The organism is Pseudarthrobacter adonitolis, from assembly GCF_055412845.1.
In genome coordinates, this window is record NZ_JBVAYW010000002.1 from 149,340 (window position 1) to 165,989 (window position 16,650).

Below are 16,650 nucleotides of genomic sequence, written 5' to 3' on the forward strand. Positions count from 1 at the left end.
TCTTCAGCATGCCTTGGTGGTCCTGGATTCTGATCTGGATTGCGCTTATTGCGCTCTCCCTGCTCTTTTATGTCCTCCTGGGCATCCGGCTGTACCGCCAGTTTATGACGGTGATGAAGGACCTGGGCGCAGCCGGAGCCAAACTTGCACACCTGGCACCGGCATCGGCCATCGTCGATGACGGCATACAGCCGCCAGGGTCAGCTCAGCCCGGTGCGGCTGTTTTTGCCTCACCGGCCCAGATGCGTCATGATTACGACGCATCCAAGTCATCCCGCCGTGAGGGCCGCCGCCTGAGGCGCGTCCAGCGGAAGCACGACCGGGGCCAGCCCCAGTCACTTCGCGATCTCAATCTCAGTTAGACGTAGGATGTTGTTAGAGGAAAGGATTTCCCGTGGGAAGACTCTTTGATGGCCCGTGGCCAATTGTCATTATCATCGTCGTTGCGCTGTTGCTTTTCGCCGCGCCCAAACTCCCTGCCATGGCGCGAAGCCTTGGCCAGTCCATGCGGATCATCAAGTCCGAGGTCAAGGAAATGAAGAACGACGGCAAAACCGACTCCACCGATACGGCTTCCGGCCCGGTGGAAGGCAAGATCGTTAACCACCCGCCGGCGAAGCCCGGTGAGCCGACCGACGGCACTGACGTTCCGCCGTCGACCCGCGCTTAACCCGAAGTGGCACTGACGCGGGGCCGTAAGTCCAACCCTGAGGGGCGGATGGCTCTTTGGGACCACCTCAAGGAACTCAAGAACCGGCTGATCAAATCGGCAATTGCTGTGCTGCTTGCCGGTGTGGGTGGCTGGTTCCTTTACGACCCTGTTGTCGCCAACCTGTCGGACCCGCTGATTTCCATTGCCCGGGATACGGGGCGCACCGCAGTCCTGAACTTTGCGACCATCGCAGATCCTTTTGCCTTCAAGATTCAGATTGCCATCCAGATAGGGCTGGTTATCTCCAGCCCTGTCTGGATCTATCAGGTGTGGGCTTTTATCACGCCGGGGCTGACCAAGAAGGAACGCGGCTACACGCTCGGCTTTATGGCAGCCGCTGTGCCCCTGTTCCTGGCCGGCGTGTTTGTAGCCTGGCTCGTATTCCCCACCGTGGTCAGGGCGCTGCTGCAGTTCACGCCCGCCACCGGCGCCAACAACATCTCGGCCACCGACTACCTGACATTCGCTACCCAGATGTTGCTTATCCTCGGGATCTCTTTCCTGGTTCCCGTAATCCTGGTCGGCATCAACATGGCTGGTGTAGTCAGGGGCCGGACCATCCTCAAAGCCTGGCGGATAATCGTCTTCCTGGTCTTTGTCCTCGCCGCCCTGGCCGCACCAGGCACAGACGCGTTGTCCATGTTCCTGCTTGCTGCGCCGCTGTTGATTCTGTTCTTCGCGGCGATCGGGCTCTGCATCTTCAACGACAAGCGCCGTGACAAGCGCGTGGCGAAACAGGCTGCCGAGACGGACGCGACAGCCAACATCGCGACGCCCGGCAGCGAACTGAAGAACCTGTAGCGCGCGGCGCACTAGGCTTGAGGCATGTCCTCTATTTCCGGGCCACTCTCGCCCTCTGAAAGCTACCGGGCCAGCGCGGAACGCACGGCCGAAGCGGGCACCTACCTCGGGGGGTTTGTCCGCACCCTTGATTTTGAACTTGACGAATTCCAGCGACTCGCCTGCCGCTCCCTCCAAGAGGGCAAGGGAGTGCTGGTGGCTGCCCCTACCGGCGCCGGCAAGACCATCGTGGGAGAATTTGCCATCTACCTCGCTTTGGAACGAAACCTTAAGGCCTTCTACACCACCCCGATCAAGGCACTGAGCAATCAGAAATTCACGGAACTCTCCGAAAAGTACGGGGCGGAAAACGTCGGCCTCCTGACGGGGGACACCAGCATCAATGGCGACGCCCCCGTAGTGGTCATGACCACGGAAGTCCTCCGGAACATGCTCTACGCAGATTCGGACACCCTGGATGACCTCGGTTTTGTGGTCATGGACGAAGTCCACTACCTCGCGGACCGGTTCCGTGGTGCCGTCTGGGAGGAAGTCATCATCCACCTCCCCAGTGAAGTCCAGGTAGCTTCGCTCAGCGCCACAGTTTCCAACGCAGAAGAATTCGGCGCCTGGCTGGACACCGTGCGCGGCGACACCGACATCATCGTCTCCGAGCACCGTCCGGTTCCCCTGTGGCAGCACGTCATGGTGGGCCGGGACATCGTGGACCTGTTCGCCGGAGAAACCACCTTTGACGAAATCGCGCCGCCCGCGGATGCGGAGACCGGAGCTCCGATACCGGTCCAGGAGCTGCTCACCGCAGCCACCAATGACGCCGACCGCCCGGGGTTCGAGGTCAATCCGGACCTGCTCAAAATGGCCCGCAGCGAAGGCCAGCAAAGTTTCGCCGGACGGTTCGGCCACGGCGGACGAAGCCAGCGCCGGCAGCACCGGCAGCGGACAGAGGACCGCCCCAGGCAGGGGGCACAGCCCGGCGCCGTCCGGAAGGCCAGCCGGCCCCAGGTCATCGCGAGCCTGGGCCGGCAGGACCTTCTGCCGGCCATTACGTTTATCTTCTCGCGGGCAGGCTGCGACGCCGCCGTTGCTCAGTGTGTCTCCTCCGGACTCTGGCTGACCACGGAGAAGGAGCAGCAGATCATTGCCCAGCGCGTTGACGAGGCCGGGCAGGACATCCCGTCTGAGGACCTGGACGTCCTGGGCTTCTGGACGTGGCGGGACGGCCTGCTGCGTGGTTTCGCGGCCCATCATGCCGGCATGCTTCCCACCTTCAAGGAAGTGGTGGAGAAACTCTTTGTCGAGGGCTTGGTCAAGGCTGTGTTCGCCACCGAAACCTTGGCCCTGGGCGTCAACATGCCCGCCCGCTCCGTGGTCCTGGAAAAGCTCGACAAGTTTAATGGCGAAGCCCATGTGGACATCACCGCGGGGGAGTATACGCAGCTGACCGGCCGCGCCGGCCGCCGTGGCATCGACGTCGAAGGCCACGCCGTTGTACTCTGGCAGCCCGGCACGGACCCTGCTGCCGTTGCCGGCCTCGCCTCGCGGCGTACGTATCCGCTGAACTCAAGCTTCCGGCCGACGTATAACATGAGCATCAACCTGTTGGCGCAGTTTGGCCGCGCCCGTGCGCGGGAAATCCTTGAATCCTCCTTCGCGCAGTTCCAGGCGGACCGGTCCGTTGTTGGTCTTGCGAAGCAGGTGCGCAGCCGCGAAGAGTCCCTCGCCGGATACGCGAAATCCATGACCTGCCACCTCGGAGACTTCACCGAGTATGCCCGGTTGCGCCGTGAACTGTCCGACGCCGAAAATGTCACCTCGCGCAGCAAGTCCCGGGCCCACAAGTCCCTGAACGAAGACTCGCTGGCGCGGCTGATGCCGGGCGACGTGGTGGACGTCCCGGGAGGGCGGGCTCCCGGGCCGGCGATTGTGCTGAGTTCGGACCACAGCGGCAGGGAGCCACGGCCCGCCATCCTGACGCTGGACAACCAGCTCAGGCGAATCGGTACGGAGGACCTTGAAGGCCCCATCGCGCCCCTGACGCGGATCCGGATCCCGAAGTCGTTCAACGCAAAGGTCCCGAAGTCCCGGCGCGACCTCGCATCGTCGGCCCGGAATGCGCTGCGGGAGAACCGCCCGCCGGCACCCGGCCGCAGTACCGACTTTGGCCTGGGGTCCGTATTGCCCCATCAGGAGAAACGCATCACGGAGCTTCGCAGGTCACTCCGCGCCCACCCCTGCCACGGCTGCAGCGAGCGTGAAGACCACGCGCGCTGGTCTGAGCGGTGGTGGAAGCTGCGCCGGGAGACGGATGCCCTGATCCGCCAAATCCAGGGCCGAACCAACACCATTGCCAAGACCTTCGACCGTGTCTGCGATGTCCTTTCCGCCTACGGCTACCTGGAAGCGGGAGCTGACGGGCGCCTGGCCATCAGCGCAGACGGCCAGCGGCTCCGCCGGATCTACGGCGAGAAGGACCTGCTGATTTCGCAAGCACTGCGGCTGGGCGCACTCAACGACCTGGACGCCGTCGAAGTAGCAGCCCTGGCCAGCGTCCTGGTCTACCAGGCCAAACGCGAAGACAGGGGTCTCCGCCCGCGGATGCCCAGCGTCTCGCTTGAATCGTCCGTGGATGTGGTGATCCGGGAATGGTCGGCCCTGGAGGACGTGGAAGAGGCGAACAAACTTCCGCTGACTGCCGAACCCGAGCTGGGTCTCGTCTGGCCCATGTACAAATGGGCCAAGGGACGGCACCTCCAGGAGGTGCTCAACGGCACGGACCTGGCGGCGGGCGACTTTGTCCGCTGGGTCAAACAGGTCATCGACCTCCTGGACCAACTCGCCAAGATTCCCGGTCTGGATCCGCGCGTGTCCAGGCTTTGCGCAGAAGCAATATCGCTTATCCGCCGCGGCGTTGTGGCCTACTCTTCCGTACTTTGATGTACCGGCCCTGATGCACCGGCAGCCTGACTTCTTCCCCCTAGCCCAGGAGCTTCGCCCGCATGACCATTGAACGTTCCACCACGCCCGCGCCGAACGAGCGAAAGGTGGTCCTGTACCGCAACGGCTCGGTCTACACAGCAGCGGACCCTTTTGCCACCGCCATGCTGGTTGACGGAGACACCGTTGCCTGGGTCGGCTCCGAGCAGGCGGCATCCTCCATTGCCGACAGCTCCATGGAGATCATCGACCTCCATGGTGCCCTCGTAGCGCCGGGGTTTGTTGACTCCCACGTCCACCTCACGGAAACCGGCATCGCGCTGGGTTCCCTCCAGCTGGGCGGGATCCGTTCCGCCCGGCAGTTGCTCGATGCCGTCGCCGCGTCCAAAGGCGACGGCCCGTTGCTGGGCCACGGCTGGGATGAATCCATGTGGGAAGACCCTGCCTTGCCGGCGGCCGAGGAACTTGAACGGGCGGCCGGGGGCAGGCCCGTGTTCCTGGCCAGGGTGGATGCGCATTCGGCGTTGGTCTCTTCCTCCTTGGCTGCCGCCGCCGGGCTTGGCGGCCTCGACGGCTACACTGCGGGGTCACAAGTGAAGCGGGCCGCCCATACAGCGGCCCGTCAGGAAGCACGGCGGCTCCCGGAGGCCAGCCTCCTGGCTTACCAGCGGCGCGCCCTGACCGAAGCTGCCGAAAACGGCTATGTGGCACTGGCTGAGATGGCCGCGCCGCATATCGGCGGAGTTTCCGACCTTCGCCTTGCCGCCACGTGGAACACGGCGGCCGGCGAGGCCATGCCGGAGATCCTGCCGTACTGGGGCGAACTGGCCACCTCGGAGGAGCAGGCCCGGGCGCTGCTAGACGAACTGGGCGTATCTGTGCGCGGCCTGGCCGGCGATCTGAACATTGACGGTTCCATCGGCTCCAGGACAGCGGCCCTGAGGACCGGCTACAGCGACGCGGCAGGGGAGCGGGGCAGCCTCTACCTCTCGGCAGAACAGGCTGGCGCCCACCTGGCGGCCTGCTCGCTGCTGGGCATGCAGGGCGGCTTCCACGTGATCGGCGACGCGGGACTTGATGCCGCGCTGGAGGCACTGGAACTCGCGGCTGCCGAAGTGGGTGAGCAACGGATCCGTGCCGCCGGCCACCGCTTCGAGCATGTGGAAGTCGCAGACGCCAACGCAGTGCAACAGCTGGCCCGCTACTCCGTCACCGTCAGCGCCCAGCCACGCTTCGACGCTGCATGGGGGAACGAAGGCGGAATGTATGAGCAGCGACTGGGGAGCCGGAGCCGGTCCATGAACCCGTTTGCCTCGTTCTACGCTGCCGGTGTTCCTATCTGCTTCGGCAGCGACAGCCCCGTGACGCCGCTCCGCCCGTGGTCCAGCGTGCGTGCCTGCCTGGAACACCACAACCACGCTGAACGGATCTCGGCCCGCGCAGCGTTCCTCGGCCACACCCGCGCGGGGTGGAGGGCAGCAAAATACCACAACCCGGTGGCCGGGCAACTGGTTCCCGGCGCACCAGCCAGTTTCGCCGTCTGGGATGTTGAGGAGCTCATGGTCCAGGTGGCGGACGGACGTGTCCAGTCCTGGAGCACGGATCCGCGGGCCCGCACGCCCCTTCTCCCGGCACTGGACACCGGCGTGGACCCGGTGTGCCTGCAGACCGTGAAGGACGGCGTGGAACTGCATTCCAGTCCCGCGCTGCGCTCCTGAGCGGACACGCCGGCCAGGGCCCAATAAAGCGCCCTATAATAGGTAGTTGCGCCTGACCGCCAGCTATTCCGCTACAGTTCAGCCGCTCCGACCGCTCCCGTCCAGGAAGGCCCTTTGTGCGCGTCCTCACCATCATTCCTACTTACAACGAGCTGGAATCGCTGCCCAAGACTCTTCAACGCCTCCGAGCAGCCGTACCGGCCTCCGACGTACTGGTGGTGGACGACAACAGCCCGGACGGCACCGGGCAGCTTGCGGACGGCTTTGCCGCCGGGGATCCGCAGGTTAACGTCCTGCACCGTAAAGGCAAGGAAGGCCTGGGAGCCGCATACATTGCCGGGTTCAAATGGGGTCTCGAGGCAGGCTACGACGTCCTGGTGGAAATGGATGCGGACGGCTCACACCAGCCCGAACAGCTTCCCCAGTTGCTGGAAGCCGTTGAACAGGGTGCGGACCTTGCCATGGGTTCCCGCTGGGTTCCCGGTGGCAGTGTGGTCAACTGGCCGCTGTACCGGCAGGCGATCTCACGCGTTGGCAGCACGTACGCCCGGCTTATGCTGGGCCTGAAGATCAAGGACGTCACCGGCGGCTACCGCGCCTTCCGGCGGACCACGCTGGAAAAATTGAACCTCGATCAGGTCGACTCGGTGGGCTACGGCTTCCAGGTTGACTTGGCGTGGCGGGTGGCCAAACTTGGGCTCAGGATCGAGGAACGCCCCATTACGTTCGTGGAACGCGAGCTCGGTGCGTCAAAGATGAGCGGCAATATCGTTGTTGAAGCAATGGTCAACGTCACCAGGTGGGGCCTGCAGGCACGCTGGAACAAGATCACGGGCAAGAAGGATCCGGCACAGGGCTAACACCCGCCGCGGGGACAGCTGAAGCACACGCTTCAAGAGCACACGCTTAAGAAAGGGCCGGCCCGGCAACGTGATTACGTTGCCGGACCGGCCCTTATCAATTGGTTCAGAAAACCTCAGTCAGCGAGGCTGTGGCCACCACTGGATCAGGCACTGCGCCGTTCGCCACGGCGTTCGCGCAGGATGGTCAGCCGGTCCTCAAGGATCTGCTCCAGCTCCGGAAGGGAACGGCGCTCCAGAAGCATGTCCCAGTGGGTACGGACAGCCTTTTCGTTGCTGGTGTCCGGACGTTCGCCGTCGACGAGGAGCGCTTCCTTGCCGGTCTTGGAAACCCACACAGGAGGAATTTCAGCCTCTGAAGAGAACGTCACGAAGACCTGCTCGCCGTCCTCGCACCGGTATTCGACACGCTGGCGCGGAGCCGGCTCAACGCCGGACTCGGTCTCCATGCTCTGCGCGCCAAGGCGCATACCCCGCAGGCTGCGATCGCTCATGTTTTCTCCCTCTGGTCGGTTCGCGGAGCAGGACTCCACGCAAGCCGGTACGGCATAACTGCCCCGGACTACTGTGTGCACTGTGCTGCATCATAAGATTCAACGCACTGCGAAGCATTCTTGTTCCAGCGGATCTGGTCCGACCGGACAAATACTCAATTATACCGGCGTGGGGCCAAGCCGCAAAACGGGAGGGGACCCGCGACGAAGCGCGAATCCCCTCCCGGCCCGTATGAGGCAGATCCGAGTCAGGACCCAGGCTGTTTCGCCGGTTCCTCGTCGAACAGCCCGCCGCCGCCGGCGCTCGGATCAGGATTGGTGCCGCCTAGTGCCTGTCCGATGCCCTTGAGTGCTTCACCAATTTCGCTGGGAATGATCCACAGCTTGTTCGATGATCCCTCTGCGATCTTCGGAAGCGTCTGCAGGTACTGGTACGCCAACAGCTTCTGGTCGGGGTTGCCCTTGTGGATGGCATCAAAGACCTTCTGGATGGCCTGCGCCTCACCGTCTGCGCGGAGGATGGCTGCCTTGGCGTCGCCCTCAGCCGCAAGGATCGAGGCTTGCCGCTGGCCCTCGGCTGTGAGGATGGCAGACTGCTTGGTGCCTTCGGCGGTGAGGATCGCAGCGCGGCGGTCGCGCTCGGCCCGCATCTGCTTCTCCATCGAATCCTGGATCGAGTGGGGCGGGTCAATGGCCTTGAGCTCCACGCGCGAGACGCGGATGCCCCAGCGGCCGGTTGCCTCGTCCAATACGCCGCGCAGCTGGCCGTTGATCTGGTCGCGGGATGTGAGCGCCTCTTCCAGGTTCAGGCCGCCCACGACGTTACGCAGCGTGGTCGTGGTGAGCTGCTCCACGGCCTGGATGTAGTTGGCAATTTCATAGGTGGCGGCGCGCGGGTCAGTGACCTGGAAATACACCACGGTGTCTATGGAGACCACCAGGTTGTCTTCGGTGATCACCGGCTGCGGTGGAAAGGACACCACCTGCTCCCTCAGGTCCAGGAGCGGCAGGAGCCGGTCCACAAACGGGATCAGGATGGTGAGTCCCGGGTTGAGGGTCCGCTGGTATTTGCCGAGCCGTTCAACGACGCCGGCCCTCGCCTGCGGGATGATGCGCACTGAGCGGACCAAAACAATAATCACGAACACGATCAGGACCACCAGCACAATGGCCAAGGCGGCTCCTCCTGCGTTATCCATGCGTCTCCTATTCCCCAATTGTTAGGCTGTACTTAGGACTGTGTGGCCTGCTCCGGCGGGGCGGAGACAACTGCCGTGGCCCCGTCGATGGCGGAGACCACTGCCTTCTGGCCGGCGGGCAGGACGCCGCCGGAGGACCTGGCGCTCCAGACATCGCCCCCGATCTTGACGAGGCCGCCGGTGGAGCTGACTGCTTCCATCACAAGGGCCTGCTCGCCAATGAGCCGGTCTATGTTGGTGCGCTGGTCGGCGGGTCCTTTTTTCAGGTGGCTTAGTGCCACCGGGCGGACAAAGGCGATCATCAGCAGTGAGACGACGCAGAAGACCACAATCTGCAGCCACAGATCAGCGCCGGCGAAATCTGCGACGAGCGCGGCAAGTGTTCCGCCGCCGAGCATGATGAAGAACAGGTCAAGGGTGATCATTTCGATCACTGCGAACGCGAGGAAGGCTGTGAGCCACAGGGCCCACCAGTTTTCGCCGAGCCATTCAAACATTCCGTCCCCCTTGACCTTCCGGTAGTTGTCTATTTATCCTAGTCCGCCCGAAAGCAGGACGGCAGGTCGCGGGAAGGGCAGCGGTTGAACGTGTTCAAGTCGTTACGGTGCGGACAGTGCGAGGCGGAAGACGGTGATCCGGAATCGTGCCTCCACCTGGGTGGACACCTCGCCGCTTCCGATTTTGGCCGCAATGGCCGTGCGGTCCAGGTGGTGCCCGGCCGGACCCATGAAGGCCAGGTCAGCCAGGTCGCTGGGCGTTAGCATCATCCGGATATCCAGGTCCCGGGTGGACTCGGCGGCGAAGTGCGGCGAGAGGGATTCGGCCAGCCGTGCGTCCTTGTCGTCCTCGATGGACAGCATCCCAGCCTGGGCGGCGACGGCGGCCAAGTGTCCGGCGCGCGGCGTCACCACCACCAGCCTTCCGCCGGGGCGGAGGACCCTGGCGAATTCGGCGCCATTGCGGGGAGCGAAGATCACCGTAATGGCGTCGACGGCGGCGTTGGCCACCGGGAGCGGCTGCCACACATCGCAGGCGAGGCTGATGGCCTCGGGGTTCAGGCGCGCGGCGCGCCGGAGCGCGAACTTGGAGATGTCGAGCGCGACGGCGGTGCAACTGTCGGTAGTCCGCTGCACCTCATCCAGCACCACCCTGAGATAGTGACCGGTGCCCGTGCCCGAATCGAGGACAGTGAATGGTTCGCCGGGGGTTATCCCGGGCACAACGGCGGCCGCGACGGCGTCTGCCAGGGGACGGTAGTGCCCGCCGTCGAGGAAAGCGAAGCGGGCCGCCACCATCTCTGCGGTGTCTGCTTCAAAGACCGTCCCCTTGCCCACCAGCAGGTTGAAGTAGCCCTGCTTCGCCGCATCGAAGCTGTGCCCGGAGCCACAGACCATGGCCTTGCGGGCTGCGTCAGCCGCGCCGCCTTGGGCATTCAGAGCGGCGCCGCACAACGGGCAGCGCAGCGGAGGGCGAGGGCTTGATGGCATACGGACCATCTTAGGGCGGGGAGCGGGCCGGTGCGGCGCCCGCACCAGGGTTCCGGCCCGGATGTTCGTTTGGGAGGAAACCGCACGTTAGGCTCACGTGGGTGAAGCCAGAACACCTCCCGCTGCTGAATTCCGTCTCCGCGCCGGCCGTTCACCCGGACGGCAGCCGTGCTGTTGTGTCGGTAACCAGACCGGATTTCAACACTGATTCCTACGTGGGACAGCTGTGGAACATTCCATTGAACCAGGAGCAATTGCCGCGGCGAATTACCAGAGGCTTTCGGGACACCGACCCTGCCTTCTCTCCTGATGGGCTGGTCCTCGCCTTCCTCCGGACGGGCGGACCGTCGTCGAAGGCGCAGCTCGTCGTCGTGGAGGCCGGCGGCGGTGAACCCCAAGTCATTACCGACAGGCTGGTGGGAGTGGAGTCCTTCGCCTGGTCTCCAGATTCGCACCGGATAGTTTTCAGCTCCCGCGAACCCGAGGCCGGGCGTTACGGCAGCCGCGAGGCCATCACCGCGGAGGCGGAGGAACCACGGTTGATCTCCTCCTACCAGTACAGGCTGAACGGCGTTGGCTACACGCGCGACAAGCCACAGCAGCTGTTCATCGTGGACGTCCCGGAACTTGGTGGCGAGCCGCTGACAGCGTCGGCCTCTCCGTCGGTGCCGGCAGCCCGGCAGCTGACATCGCTCGCCACGGACGCCGGCTCCGCGGTTTTCAGTGCAGACGGATCGTCCGTCTACTTTGTGGCGGCACCGCAGGGGAACGACGACGACCTGGCCACCTTGATCTACAAGGTGGCGGTCACCGGCGGCGACGCTGTCCCGGTGGCTCAGGGAGTAGCCGCACCACAAAGCATCACGGAGGTCCGGCAATCCCGGGACGGCAGGTGGCTGTTCTATATTGCCCGGGACCTGGGCGGCTCGGGCAGGGACTTCGTGGCACGTAACGCCGTGCTGTACTGCGTCGCAGCCGACGGCGGAGTGCCGGTTGCGCTGACCGACCCTGAGCTGATGGACGTTGCCGCCCCGGGTGCCCGGATTGAGCTCCGCGGCCCGGACCGGGTCCTGGTCCTGAACAATGCGCAGGGCACTGTTGAGCTCCTCGAGCTGGGGGCGACGGGCGGGCATGCCCTGCTGGTGCACGGTGACAAGGTGTTGACGGGCGCTGCCTGGGCGGGTGGTTCGCTGGTCGTAGTATTCAGCGATCCGTCCACCCACGGGGACGTCGCAGTGCTCGACGACGGGCAGTTGCGGCTGCTGACAGACTTTTCGGCCATCCTGCGGACACAGACGGACATTGTGGTTCCACAGGAACTGACGTTTGAGGCGTCCGACGCGTATCCCGTCCATGGCTGGCTGGTCAGGCCTGCGGGCAAGGGTCCACACCCGGTCCTGTTGAACATCCATGGCGGGCCCTTTGCCCAGTTCACTGTCGCCCTGTTCGACGAAGCCCAGGTCTACGCGGCTGCCGGGTACGCCGTGCTGATGTGCAATCCACGCGGCTCTGCGGGATATGGCAGGGACCATGGGCTGGCCATTAAGGGCCGCTTTGGCACCGATGACATGGAGGATGTCCTCGCGTTCCTGGACGGCGCCCTGGCCAAATTTCCGGCGCTGGACGCGGGCCGGCTGGGCATCATGGGCGGCTCGTACGGCGGATATCTGACCGCCTGGACCATAGCCCACCACCACAGATTCAAGGGTGCCATTGTGGAGCGTGGATTCCTGGACCCGGTCAGTTTCGAGGGCTCTGCCGACATTGGCTGGTACTTCGGCCTGGAATATCTCGGCGGCTCAGCGGTGGAGGTCGCCGCCCAAAGCCCGCTCGAACACGTAGGCAACGTGCAGACTCCGACGCTGGTCATCCACAGCGAAAACGATCTCAGGTGTCCGCTGGAGCAGGGCCAGCGGTATTTCACGGCCTTAAAGCGGCGGGGCGTGGAAGCCCGACTGCTCGTGTTCCCGGGGGAGGACCATGAACTTTCCCGGTCAGGCAGGCCACAGCACCGGCGGCAGAGGTTCGAGCACATCCTGCGATGGTGGGCGAGGTTCCTCCCGACCGATGCGAATCCGGCAGACGTACCGCCGGAATGACGCGTGGACGCTTCAGGGATTGCCGGGCAGGAATCCCAAGGCGGCGCGGGCCTTTCCGATCCCTGGCTCGGCCCAGTTAATGGCGTACTCGGCGTTGGAGCTCAAGGACCTTAACTCGGCACGGTCAACGTACAGGGTGCCATGGAGGTGATCGGTCTCGTGCTGCACAACTCTCGCCTGCCACCCCTCGAATTCCCGTTCCGACGCCAGGCCTTCGGGGGTGTCGAACCGGAGCAACACCCGTTCGTGGCGTACCACCACTGCCTGCAGGCCGCTCAGGGAGAGGCATCCCTCAAAGAACGCCGCCGCTTCCGTTCCGACGGCGGTGTAGCGCGGGTTGATGATGATGAGGAATTCCAGCGGAACACGGTGCCGCACTGCAGCGGCCTCCGGGTCGACGTCGTACTGGTCCTCGAGGACTGCCAGCTGCAGCGGGATTCCGAGCTGCGGGGCGGCCAGCCCCACACCAGGGGCCTCGTGCATCACGTCGCGCATGAGGGCAATCAACTGTTCCAGCTCGCCGGCGCTGATCTGGCCGTCGAAGGCCGCGGCCCGCTGGCGGAGTACGGGATTCCCGGCCTGGACGATGGACGGCAACGATCCTGCAGACAGGATTTCCTGCACCCGTTCCCTCAGGTGCGCAGGAGTGAATGAACTAGGCGGTGATACGGCGGTCATGCGGAAAGCCTAGCGGCGGACGCCGCACGGCGGCGGCCGCGTCGGCTAATGTCGATGCCATGGCTGAACTGATTGCGTCCGAACCCAGCGCACTGGAACTTGTCCTGGACTTTATCCGGACCCTGGAAGCCGGCGGCGACGGCGGGGCCATAGGGCCTTTCCTCGCTGCGGACTTCGTGCTGGTCGAGGCGCCGCATCTGCTCGCGGCTGAAGGCTCCACCCGGACTCGGGGCCAGGCGATGGCCGGCGTCGATCAAAGCGGCGAAGTAGTGGCGGACCAGAAGTTTGAGATCCGCCGCACCACCTGCGAAGGCGGACGTGTTGTGGTAGAGGCCGACTGGTCGGCGAGGACGCTGATGGACCTGCGGTACTGGGATGCCGGGGAGACCATTCGCGCCCGAACGTCGTCGGTCTTTGAAGTTCGGGACGGCCTGATCATCAGCCAGGACAGTTACGACTGCTATTTCGTGAACTCCTGACCCGGCGGTGCCCTCCGGCACGGGGTCACTGCATGGTGAACCGACGGGCCACCAACCTGTTAACCGGCGGAATGCCGGACACCGCGCTGAGTGCGCAGTTCCTCAACGCCAGTAACGACGGCACCAGCGGGCGCCCCAGCGTCATATTCACTTCGGACTGCCATCGTGCCACCGAGGCGGCTTTCCGACGCCGGGTGGAATAGGCGCGCAGGCGCTGGCCAACCGGTTTCCCGGCCAGGGCAGCGCAGATGATCGGTGCGAGTTCCGCGGCGTCCAGCCAGCCAAGGTTCATGCCTTGGCCGCCGATGGGGCTTATTTCATGGGCGGCATCACCGATCAGGACCGCCGGCCCCTGGACCGATCGGCACGCCACCATAGTCCGGGGGCTGAAGCTACTGAGCATGGTGTTGGTGGCCGGGTCCGGCCGGATCCCCGTGCGCTGGTGGACCATCCGCGCCAGCTCGACGGCGTCCGGGACCGGTTCGGGCCGGCGAATCCTCACCACCCAGCGACGGAGACCGCCCGGCAGCGGAAAGGATTCCACTATCCCTTCGGCTTCGAGGTACAGGACGGCTTCGTGCAGATTTTCGCCGGAACCTGCGAAATCACCCATCACGTAGTGGTCGGGATAACTTCGGGACGTGACCTGGATGCCCAGCAGGCTGCGCATCAGGGACCGCGAGCCGTCGGCGGCGACCAAAAGACGTGAGGTAATCCGGCTGCCGGCACCGCCCGCCTTGGTGGCCTCAGCGTGGACGGTGACCAGTCCGCCGTCGTCCGCTATTTCCGTCACCCTGGCGCCCCTGACGAGCGCCGCGCCATCGAGTTCGTGTACCCGCTGCTCCAGCAAGGATTCCGTTGTGAACTGGGGGAGGGACAGGACAAACGGAAAACGCTCCGAGACCGAAGCGAAGGACATTGACCCCACGGTCTTCCCGCCGCTGACTGCAATCCCGCCGCGGATCTGCACGCCGGCACCGACCATGGCGCTGGCCACGCCCACTCTGTCCAGTGCCGCGAGGGCGGGCGGATGGATGCCGATGGCCCGCGAGTGATGTTCCCGGTGGAGCCGCTGTTCAAGGACCCGCGCCGTGACGCCTTCCTGCAGCAGCAGGGCGGCGAGATAGAGGCCCACGGGTCCGCCGCCCACGATCACCACGTCAACCATCGGGATGGCCCAGGCGGCGCATGAGGACCTGGTGGAAAGGGGAGTGGCGCGCCACCTGCCAGCCCGGGGGAGCGGCGGCGGTGAGTTCTGCCGGGGTGTAGCTGCGCCTGATCGAGGTCAGGCCGTCCGCACGGATGAACGAGCCGCGGAATGGGAGGGCCGCCAAGGAGAAAAGTGCATAAGCCGCGAGGTTCCGGCGCAGGTCATTGTGCAGGGAAAGGCGGCGCGCTAGGGCTTGCGAATCTGTCAGGAACTGCGCAAGGTCCGCTGGTAGGAGGTGGTGGATGACGTGGTTCGAGATCACGACGTCGAAACGGCGGCCTTCGCGGACCAGGTCGGTGCTGTTTGCCTGGCGGAACCGGACTGAGACGTGGTGGGGGCGGCGTGACGAGTAGCTGTATGCCCTGGCGTCCGGGTCAATGCCGGTGACGTCGAGCAGCAGTTTGTCCCGGGCAGACCAGTGGGCGAGCTGCCGTGCCAGGTCTCCTCCGCCGCATCCTATGTCGAGGAGGGTGGTTGCAGAGTCACGGGAGAGCAGAGGGCGAAGCTCGCGGCAATAGAGCCGCCGCCAGCCGGAGAAGAGGAGGTTTACCAGTCCGAACTGCCGGTACGTGAGCTCCAGTTTGGTGGGGTCGCAGTCCGGCAAGTCCATCATTTCCACGGCGTCCACAGCCCGTTGCCGCATCAGGGACACAGTTCAGGCCAGTGACGAGGCCGCCTCGGGCTGCACCGCCCGTTTCTCGGTGGCGGCCTGGCGGAGTTTCGTGAAGAGCCCGGTTTCCACCGTGAGTCCGGGGCCGAACGCCATGGAGCAGATGCGTTCCCCACCCTCCACCGGTGGCTGCTCCAGGATGTGCCGGAGGACAAACAGCACGGTGGCGCTGCTCATGTTGCCGTAGTCCCGCAAGGTATCCCGTGCCGGAACGAGTTGCTGGTCCGTGAGTTCAAGGCGCGTCTGGACCTTGTCCAGGATGCTCCGGCCACCGGGATGGATGGCCCAATGGCGGATGTCCCGGTAGGGGAGTCCACGCAACGAGGGATCCCGGGCCAGCAGCGGCGTGAGGGCGCCGATGATGTGATCGTCGATGATGTGGGGGACGTAGTTGCCCAGCACCATCTCAAAGCCGTGGTCACCGATGTTCCACGCCATGGATTCCTCGCCCACCGGTGTGAGGACGGTTTCGAAGTGGTCCAGCCGCATCAGGGCAGGCGCGTCCGGATCATTCCGGGCCGAAATGATGGCTGCCGCCGCCCCGTCGGCGAACAGCGCCGAGCCCATGATGGTGTCGGGATCGTTGGACGTCCGTACGTGCAGGGAGCACAGCTCGGCACAGACCACCAGGACCACGGCCTGCGGGTCTGCTTCGCAGAAGGACTTGGCAGCCCGCAGTGCTGGAAAGGCGGCATAGCAGCCCATGAAGCCGAGGTGATAACGCTGGACGGCCGGGTCCAACCCCAACGCGCGGACGATCTTATAGTCAGGGCCGGGGTTGAAGAACCCTGTGCAGGAGACGGTAATGACGTGGGTTATGTCAAGTAAGGAGAGATCCGGGCAGGCATCCACGGCAGCTCGGGCGGACTCGATGAAAAGTTTGGTGACTTCCCGGGCGAAGATCTCGTTGCGCACCTTGGTGGTGGGGTTCAGGAGCAGGCCCGTGGCGGGATCAAAGAACTGCGGATCGTCCGAGCGGTAGTCCATGGTCATTTCCTGAACCGCGGTATGGCGGGTGTCTATGGCGGCTGAATCGAAACAGGTATTCACCAGCCGCGAGCCCAACCTGGTGAGGCCGGGCTGAGCCGCGAAAACATCCCGGGCTTCGGCCTGGACCAGTACCGTCGGCGGAACAGCAGTTTCAAGTGAACGCAGGTAGACCGTCATTGGTTCATTCTTGGCGAGCCCGCGGGATTAGACAATGGCCGGGTTCTTCCGCGGAACGCCGATAATCTACATTATGTAAAGTAGAAATGATCCGATTGCAAAATCTGCAGAATAGGACCCGATGATACGGGTTCGCCGGTCT

The 16,650-nt window shown here is 64.5% G+C and carries 16 protein-coding genes; 8 read left to right on the forward strand and 8 right to left on the reverse strand.

Translation table 11 applies throughout. The annotated features are described in order from the left end of the window. Positions 1-8: 8 nt before the first annotated feature. The 6 genes from ACZYZ4_RS03255 to ACZYZ4_RS03280 all read left to right on the forward strand — a co-directional run bounded on the left by ACZYZ4_RS03255 (position 9) and on the right by ACZYZ4_RS03280 (position 7,025). Entirely contained in the window at positions 9-362 is a 354-nt protein-coding gene (locus tag ACZYZ4_RS03255; RefSeq protein WP_463858155.1) for a hypothetical protein, read from the forward strand. 32 nt (positions 363-394) lie between these two features. Then, a complete protein-coding gene (tatA, locus tag ACZYZ4_RS03260; protein WP_056340008.1) occupies positions 395-670 on the forward strand; it encodes a Sec-independent protein translocase subunit TatA in 276 nt (91 codons plus the stop codon). A 48-nt stretch (positions 671-718) separates the two neighbouring features. Next, on the forward strand, positions 719-1,513 hold the full coding sequence (gene tatC / locus ACZYZ4_RS03265; RefSeq protein ID WP_463858157.1) for a twin-arginine translocase subunit TatC: 795 nt from the start codon (positions 719-721) through the stop codon (positions 1,511-1,513). A gap of 24 nt (positions 1,514-1,537) precedes the next feature. Further along, positions 1,538-4,447: a DEAD/DEAH box helicase gene (locus tag ACZYZ4_RS03270; RefSeq protein WP_463858159.1), complete on the forward strand. Its 2,910-nt coding sequence runs from the start codon at positions 1,538-1,540 to the stop codon at positions 4,445-4,447. 62 nt (positions 4,448-4,509) lie between these two features. Next, positions 4,510-6,165, forward strand: coding sequence for an amidohydrolase (locus tag ACZYZ4_RS03275; RefSeq protein WP_463858161.1), 1,656 nt, complete (start codon positions 4,510-4,512; stop codon positions 6,163-6,165). A gap of 116 nt (positions 6,166-6,281) precedes the next feature. Continuing rightward, positions 6,282-7,025, forward strand: a complete 744-nt coding sequence (locus ACZYZ4_RS03280; RefSeq protein WP_463858163.1) for a polyprenol monophosphomannose synthase — start codon at positions 6,282-6,284, stop codon at positions 7,023-7,025. A gap of 146 nt (positions 7,026-7,171) precedes the next feature. On the opposite strand, the gene ACZYZ4_RS03285 is transcribed toward ACZYZ4_RS03280, so the two are convergent. The 4 genes from ACZYZ4_RS03285 to ACZYZ4_RS03300 form a co-directional block, all read right to left on the reverse strand. Continuing rightward, positions 7,172-7,519 (reverse strand): RNA polymerase-binding protein RbpA, encoded by a 348-nt coding sequence (locus tag ACZYZ4_RS03285; RefSeq protein WP_003802221.1) that lies wholly within the window; start codon positions 7,517-7,519, stop codon positions 7,172-7,174. Positions 7,520-7,767: 248 nt separating this feature from the next. Next, positions 7,768-8,718: an SPFH domain-containing protein gene (locus tag ACZYZ4_RS03290; RefSeq protein WP_463858166.1), complete on the reverse strand. Its 951-nt coding sequence runs from the start codon at positions 8,716-8,718 to the stop codon at positions 7,768-7,770. 32 nt (positions 8,719-8,750) lie between these two features. Continuing rightward, positions 8,751-9,215 (reverse strand): NfeD family protein, encoded by a 465-nt coding sequence (locus ACZYZ4_RS03295; protein ID WP_463858168.1) that lies wholly within the window; start codon positions 9,213-9,215, stop codon positions 8,751-8,753. 102 nt (positions 9,216-9,317) lie between these two features. After that, positions 9,318-10,205 (reverse strand): putative RNA methyltransferase, encoded by an 888-nt coding sequence (locus ACZYZ4_RS03300; protein ID WP_463858170.1) that lies wholly within the window; start codon positions 10,203-10,205, stop codon positions 9,318-9,320. Positions 10,206-10,306: 101 nt separating this feature from the next. Between ACZYZ4_RS03300 and ACZYZ4_RS03305 the strand changes: the two genes are divergently transcribed. Continuing rightward, on the forward strand, positions 10,307-12,304 hold the full coding sequence (locus ACZYZ4_RS03305; protein ID WP_463858172.1) for a S9 family peptidase: 1,998 nt from the start codon (positions 10,307-10,309) through the stop codon (positions 12,302-12,304). A gap of 12 nt (positions 12,305-12,316) precedes the next feature. Here ACZYZ4_RS03305 and ACZYZ4_RS03310 read toward each other — a convergent pair whose 3' ends face one another. Further along, the gene (locus tag ACZYZ4_RS03310) at positions 12,317-12,982 is read right to left on the reverse strand and encodes a peptide deformylase (RefSeq protein ID WP_463858174.1); all 666 of its coding nucleotides are present in this window, start codon (positions 12,980-12,982) and stop codon (positions 12,317-12,319) included. Between the two features lie 59 nt (positions 12,983-13,041). Here ACZYZ4_RS03310 and ACZYZ4_RS03315 point away from each other — a divergent pair, with 59 nt between their 5' ends. Continuing rightward, on the forward strand, positions 13,042-13,461 hold the full coding sequence (locus ACZYZ4_RS03315; protein ID WP_463858176.1) for a nuclear transport factor 2 family protein: 420 nt from the start codon (positions 13,042-13,044) through the stop codon (positions 13,459-13,461). Positions 13,462-13,486: 25 nt separating this feature from the next. Here ACZYZ4_RS03315 and ACZYZ4_RS03320 read toward each other — a convergent pair whose 3' ends face one another. The 3 genes from ACZYZ4_RS03320 to ACZYZ4_RS03330 are packed head-to-tail and all read right to left on the reverse strand — an operon-like array spanning position 13,487 to position 16,508. Then, complete coding sequence (locus tag ACZYZ4_RS03320) at positions 13,487-14,629, reverse strand: FAD-dependent oxidoreductase (RefSeq protein ID WP_463858178.1); 1,143 nt, start codon at positions 14,627-14,629, stop codon at positions 13,487-13,489. Further along, the gene (locus ACZYZ4_RS03325; protein ID WP_463858180.1) at positions 14,622-15,314 is read right to left on the reverse strand and encodes a class I SAM-dependent methyltransferase; all 693 of its coding nucleotides are present in this window, start codon (positions 15,312-15,314) and stop codon (positions 14,622-14,624) included. Before ACZYZ4_RS03325 ends, ACZYZ4_RS03320 begins: the two co-directional genes overlap by 8 nt. 12 nt (positions 15,315-15,326) lie before the next feature. After that, entirely contained in the window at positions 15,327-16,508 is a 1,182-nt protein-coding gene (locus ACZYZ4_RS03330; RefSeq protein ID WP_463858182.1) for a type III polyketide synthase, read from the reverse strand. Positions 16,509-16,650: the final 142 nt, after the last annotated feature.